Here is a 7,479-nt window from a genome sequence, read left to right on the forward strand (position 1 = left end):
CCTTATTTTGTATTAAGCATCGGCAAGTCTAATCCTTGCTCTTTGGCACAATGAATGGCGATTTCATAACCTGCATCAGCATGACGCATAACCCCAGTGGCGGGATCGTTATGCAGCACCCGTGCTATACGTTCTGCGGCTTCATCGGTTCCATCACAAACAATCACCATACCGGCATGTTGTGAGAAACCCATGCCGACACCACCGCCATGATGCAAAGAAACCCAAGTAGCGCCGCTGGCGGTGTTAAGTAAGGCGTTTAACAACGGCCAGTCCGAAACAGCGTCAGAGCCATCACACATCGATTCGGTTTCGCGGTTCGGGCTGGCTACAGAACCGGAATCCAGATGGTCACGACCAATAACAATCGGCGCAGTGAGTTCGCCACTGCGTACCATTTCGTTAAAAGCCAGCCCCAATTTGGCGCGTTGCCCTAAACCAACCCAGCAGATACGGGCAGGTAATCCCTGAAAGCTGATGCGTTCCCTCGCCATATCTAACCAATGATGCAAATGTTGATCATCGGGGAGTAATTCTTTAACTTTGGCGTCGGTTTTATAGATATCCTGTGGATCACCAGAAAGCGCTACCCAACGGAAAGGCCCGATACCACGGCAAAATAACGGGCGAATATAAGCAGGAACAAAACCAGGGAAATCGAAAGCGTTTTCTACGCCAACTTCATATGCCATTTGGCGAATATTGTTGCCGTAATCAAAAACAGGAATGCCCTGCTTATGGAAAGTCAACATTGCCTCAACATGTTCCACCATTGAAGCTTTTGCTGCTTTGATGACCTCTGCCGGTGCCGAAATAGCACGTTGGCGATATTCTTCCCAACTCCACTCTTTTGGCAAATAGCCGTTGAGAGGATCATGTGAGCTTGTCTGGTCAGTGACCAAATCCGGGCGCACACCACGACGAACTAATTCCGGCAAGATTTCAGCGGCATTGCCACACAGAGCGATAGAGATGGCTTTGCCTTCCTGAGTGTATTTTTCGATCCGAGCCAAGGCGTCATCCAGATCTTTCGCTTGTTCATCGACATAACCCGTACGCAGACGGAAATCAATCCTGCTTTGCTGACATTCAATATTTAGTGAACACGCTCCAGCTAATGTCGCAGCCAGCGGTTGCGCTCCCCCCATACCGCCCAAACCAGCAGTTAACACCCAACGGCCCTGTAAACTACCGTTATAATGTTGGCGGCCAGCTTCCACAAACGTTTCATAAGTGCCTTGAACAATTCCCTGGCTGCCAATGTAAATCCAGCTACCCGCTGTCATTTGGCCATACATAGCCAGCCCTTTAGCATCCAGCTCATTAAAGTGTTCCCAAGTCGCCCAATGCGGCACCAAATTCGAATTTGCAATGAGTACCCGTGGGGCATTACGGTGGGTTTTAAATACCCCAACCGGCTTACCCGATTGGATTAACAACGTTTCATCGTCTTCCAACTTTTTCAGTGTTTCAATAATCTTGTCATAACATTCCCAATCTCTAGCAGCCCGGCCAATACCGCCATACACCACCAGTTCATCAGGGTTTTCAGCAACTTCCGGATCAAGATTATTCATTAACATGCGCAGAGGAGCTTCGGTTAGCCAACTTTTGGCTGTTAATTGTGTTCCTCTGGGGGCCCGGATATCGACATTACGAAATTTACTATTCTGGGCGGTCACGATCTGGCTCCTTCTGGTCTTTAGATATTTGTTAAATGTATAGTTGTATATACATGTATATTCAATAGGCCAAATCGTTAACTAAAATAACATATTCACAGAGTTATTATTTTTATTTTCTTATAAATCAATTTGTTAATATTATTTCTTTCTAATTATCAAGGAATAATGTTTTTCTTATTTTTGTGTTTTTAATCACAAATTATTTACATTAATATTACAAACATATAATTTAGGGACGAAAAGATTTTTCCTGGTACGACAATCGTAACCCATAACGAGGTTCATTCCCTCTCAAAGTACATAGTATCTGCTCCCAAAAAGAGAGTATAAGATCACGGCTATTTCTCCGAATCAACTGATTTATTCTTTATTCATAATTAAAAAATATTCGCGGCCTTGCTCTGATTAAAAAGCTTGTTATACAATATAGGCACCAATTTCAATGACAATCATTATTACGCCGCAAAAAATCATGATTATAATATGATAAACAAAGATAATAATAATTCCGAAAGTAAATTTAATAAACATAAGGTTGGTGACAAATATGTGTGCTTAAGTGTATAGGAAATTAATAGAAAGTGAATCATTAGCCAATAAATACTATATTAACTATTTTTTCATGAGGAAGAGTGTTGAAAGATTGCGAGATTATCTGTAATGACGCTATGATAGATTATGCCAATGCCTATTAAATTAATGCTCAACATAATAATTTAAAGTCAGGAAAGTAGTGGAATCTACTCATTCGCACCATAAACTACAAATAACTTACAAGCGGAATACATTCGTATAACTGATTATGAGAACATCTGAGGGTTCGTTGGATTCGAACTTATATAGTCTTCATCCTTCTCAGGAAGATGTGTTTTACGAACAAGTGCTTTATGAGAATAGTCCAATACACAGCCTCGGCTGGTATACATTGATAGAAAAACATGTTGATATCGTTATTTTGCAAAAAGTGTGTAATTTACTATATCAACACATTGATATGTTACGTTTACGTATATCAATTAATTCGAATAACGAAGCTATTCAATATATTCAAAATCAGAGTACGCCAGAATTAATCAAATACTACGATGTTTCGATGCAACTTGATCCTGAAAAGAAAGCATATCTTTGGATGAAGCGACAAGTAGGTATTCCTATCGATTATTTAAAGGAAACGCCATATCAGGTTACATTAATTCGCTTAGATAATGAAAAACATTACTTTTTCACTAAATTCCATCATATTATGATTGATGGTGTCGGGTTATATCGACTTCATGAATATGTCCATAAATTATACAAATGCCTTGAAAATGGAACATCTACCGCATGGTTGTCAGAAATTCCACAATATTTAACTACAATAATCAAGTCGAGAAAATATTTAAATAGCACTCAATATGAAAAAGATAAGAGTTATTGGTTTAATTTTCTGAAACAAAAAGAAGTACATCAATTAACCCCTTGCTATCAAAATACAGGTAGTGATAATTGTACGTTAATATTACCTCTTCCAATTAAAGAAGATTTGCGTAATTTTTGTAGAGAATACAAAACCAATCTGCTTTTCATCTTTTCGAGTCTGGTCAGCATTATTATGACCGAACTTACAGGGCAACAAGAGCTGTTTTTTAACACGATCACACATGGAAGAGAGGGAAAATCAGAAAAATATGTTGTTGGAATGCATGCAAATATGTATCCGGTGCATTGTCATATTTCTCATACGGCGAGTGTGATTGAACAAATTAAATTAACAGAATCCGCACTAAAAAATAGTTATTATCACTGTAAATTTCCTCAATCCCACCTTGCCCGAATTGCTCATAAACAAAAGCTTTCTTTACCCAATATATCTATTTTCTATGAACGTTTTTCTGAGTCAGACCTCGAAGTCACCGAAAATCAGCACCATCACATAGACGGAGTATTTAATATTTATCCTATTGTCTTTAGATTGAAAGATTATGGGTATGCTCAGGAACTAAAAATAACGATAAATTATCTGCGGAAATACTTTAGTGAGCAGGATGTCAACAGAATACTTGAACGATTACAAAATCTGTTTATTACCTTACTCAACAACCCTGCATCATTAGTCAGTGAATTACCTATTTTATTAGAGCAAGAGCGCCATACATTACTGCATACCTGGAAACAGCCCGATATATCCTATCCGCAAGACCGCACTCTCCAGCAGAAATTTGAGTCTCAGGTAGCAGCCAGACCAGACAACATGGCATTGGTGTTTGAAGGGAAAACACTGACTTATCGCCAGCTAAACGAACGGGCTAACCAGCTGGCCACAGTGATCCGCGAACAGTATCAACAGCAATGCAATAAACCCATGCCAGCCGATACGTTAGTGGCTTTGTATCTGGATCGTAGTCTGGAAATGGTCATCAGTATTCTGGCGGTGCTGAAAGCAGGGGGAGCCTATGTACCAATCTCCCCGGAATATCCACCGGAGCGGGTCCGGTTTATTTTAGAAGATACAGCATCCCCCTGTGTGGTGACTCAACAGCGATATCTGACAACGCTAGGGAAATATACTCAGACACAGACTAAACAGCCTGCATTGATAGCTGCGGATGATCGAACAGTGACAGAAAACCTCTCGACAGAGAATCCGGTACCCGTCAGCGAAGCCACAGATCTGGCGTACGTTATCTATACTTCAGGCACGACCGGACAACCGAAAGGCGTGTTGCAGACACACCATAATGTTGCACGTTTATTCGCAACCACTCAGGGGGATTATCAATTTGATCAAAATGATACTTGGGTGCTGTACCATGCTTACACATTTGATTTCAGTGTCTGGGAATTATGGGGCGCATTGCTCTATGGCGGGCGTTTGATTATTCCGACAGTAAAATGTACAAAGGACTTCGGCAGATTCAGTCATCTCTGTTCAGATCAGAAAGTTACTGTATTAAACCAGACACCCGGGGCATTTTATGCCTTTATTGATGCGTCATTGAATATTGGCGCTGAATTTCCCCACCTTCGCTACGTGATTTTTGGTGGAGATAAACTGAATCCGGTTCAATTGAAACCCTGGTGGAACCATTACGGCGATCAATCTCCTGCTCTCATCAATATGTATGGGATAACCGAAACAACCGTACATGTTACCTACAAGAAATTAACCCAAGGCGACGCCACAGCAGTATCTTGCATTGGACGGCCATTAAATGACATGTATGCCTATGTCTTAAATCATTCCGGGAATCTTGTCCCCATTGGCGCCCCCGGAGAGTTATACATCGGCGGTGCTGGACTGGCTCGGGGATATTTAAACCGACCGGAACTGACGGCCGAACGCTTTGTAGAGAACCCATTTGCTACCAATAAAGATAAGGAACACGGTTACACCCGCCTGTATAAAACCGGCGATTTAGTCCGCTGGCAGCCGGATGGCAATCTGGAATATCTCGGGCGCAATGATTTTCAAGTCACAATCCGCGGCTACCGCATTGAACTGGGCGAAATTGAGACTGCACTCGCTTTGCACCCACAGATAAAACAGGCGGTGGTGATCGATCGCGAATATGAGGGTAATAAAGCACTGGTGGCGTATCTGGTGACGACGGGGAAACTCTCAGACAATGAGCTTATAAGGCACTTATCTTCCCGCCTGCCGGACTATATGCTACCGGCCAGCTTTACCCGTATTGAATCCATTCCTCTGACTCTGAACGGCAAAGTGGATCGGCAAGCATTGCCGGAACCTGTTTGGGAAAATAAAGAGGGATACGTGGCGCCCCGCAATGCGCTGGAAACCCAACTGTGTGCCATTTGGCAGGACGTATTGGGACTGGAGCGGGTGGGCATCGAGGACAATTTCTTCCGTATCGGGGGCAACTCCCTGACGGCAATTCGGCTGACCACCGCCATCCGCCGCATACTGGCAACCGAGGTCTCACTGGCGCAGTTGTTTGCGCTGAAAACCATCGCGGGCCTGACAACCCAGATGGAACAGCAGATTTATACGGTTATCCCTCATCTGGCACGAGAGCGTTATCCCTTATCGTTTGCTCAGGAACGGATGCTATTTATTGAGCAATTTGAACAAGGCTCCGATACCTACCATATCCCCTATCTGGTTCAACTGGATAATGATGCCTGTCTGCCTCTGCTGGAAACCGCCATTAACCGGCTGGCTGAACGCCATGCTGTAATGAAGATGGTGTACCGCAGCGATGATGACGGACAGGTTTACCCGCAGAGACTGGACAGAAATTGGGTTATCCAGTCCCAGCCCTGTGAAAATGCTGGCACGCTGTTGAGCACAGTGCGTGCTGAAATAGCCACCCCGTTTGATTTGACCGCAGAACCTAGCCTGCGCCTGCGCCATTATTCGGTGTCTGGCCGACACTACTTATTAATGCTATGGCACCATATCGCCATTGACGGCTGGTCGGTCGATATCTTTATGACTGAACTGGCGGAAATTTACCACTCCTTGCGGGAAGGCCGTGACAGCCAGCTTCCCCCGCTGGAGATTACCTACGGCGATTACGCCGTCTGGCAACGAGACTATCTACAGGGCGATGTCCGTGAACACCAGCTCGCTTACTGGCAACGGGTCCTATCCGGCTACGAATCACTGGCCTTGCCCACCGATTATCCCAGACCCACACGGGTGAATTATCAGGGACGGGATTTCAAGTTTGGGCTGAACACCCGACTGTCTGAACAGTTAAGGACGCTGGCAAAAGCGCAAGAAACCACCCCGTATACTGTGCTGCTCAGTGCCTTTTATCTCACGCTGGCAAAATTATCCGGGCAAAATGATATCGTTCTGGGGACGCCGACGGATAACCGCCACCATGCTCAAACTCAGCCCCTGATTGGGATGTTTGTCAATTCACTGGCCTTAAGGATACAACTTCAACAAACCGCCAGTGTGAAAGCACTGATTCAACAGACCCATCAGCGAGTGACTGAGGCCAAAGCCCATCAGGACATGCCGTTTGAACAACTGGTTGAGGCGCTGGATATTGAACGTGACACCGCCCGCCATCCGATTTTTCAGGTGATGTTTGGGCTGCAAAGCTTTAAAGAAAACCCACCAGACAGCCGTCTGCCATTCAGGCCGGTGACACCGGATGAGCCGTTATACAGCCCCGCCAAGTTTGACCTGAGCCTGTTTTTATCCGACGGACAAACCAATATTACCGGGTGCCTGAATTACGCCGTCAACCTGTTTGCCGAGGCCACTATCGTGAGACTGGCGGAGATTTATCAGCGGGTGCTGGCAGCCTTCGTGGCAGACCAGACACAATCGCTGGCCGGGCTGGATATCCTGTCTGCTCAGGAGCGCCATACCCTGCTGCACCGCTGGAATCAGACCGATGCGCCTTACCCGCAGGATAAAACCCTGCAACAACTGTTTGAAGCCCAGGTGGAAAGGACACCGGATAACGTGGCGCTGGTGTTTGAAGGCGAATCCCTGACCTACCGCCAGCTTAACGAACAGGCAAACCGGCTGGCGTATGTGATCCGTGAACGCTGTCAGCCACACCATCATGTCCCCATGCAAGCGGATACCCCCATCGCCCTCTACCTTGACCGCAGTCTGGAAATGATCATCAGTATTTTGGCGGTACTGAAAGCCGGGGGCGCTTATGTACCCATTTCGCCAGAATATCCATTAGAACGGGTTCAGTTTATTTTAAGCGATACCCAATCACCCTGTGTCGTCACTCAGCAAAAGTATCTGGCAACGCTGGCGACAGACACGCAACCATACGCAGAACAACCGGTACTGGTAGCGGCGGATGACCCGACA

2 protein-coding genes are annotated in these 7,479 nt (G+C 45.1%); one reads left to right on the forward strand and one right to left on the reverse strand.

Features of this window, described 5'->3' with window-relative positions; translation table 11 throughout:
- Positions 1-2: 2 nt before the first annotated feature.
- Positions 3-1,682, reverse strand: a complete 1,680-nt coding sequence (hutU, locus tag C6H66_RS19355; protein ID WP_105396437.1) for a urocanate hydratase — start codon at positions 1,680-1,682, stop codon at positions 3-5.
- A gap of 826 nt (positions 1,683-2,508) precedes the next feature.
- Here hutU and C6H66_RS19360 point away from each other — a divergent pair.
- On the forward strand, positions 2,509-7,479 hold a 4,971-nt coding region (locus C6H66_RS19360), incomplete at its 3' end, for a non-ribosomal peptide synthetase (protein ID WP_248000737.1).

The sequence above is a fragment of the Photorhabdus hindustanensis genome (genome assembly GCF_002968995.1).
In the GTDB taxonomy this organism is placed as follows: Bacteria; Pseudomonadota; Gammaproteobacteria; order Enterobacterales; family Enterobacteriaceae; genus Photorhabdus; species Photorhabdus akhurstii.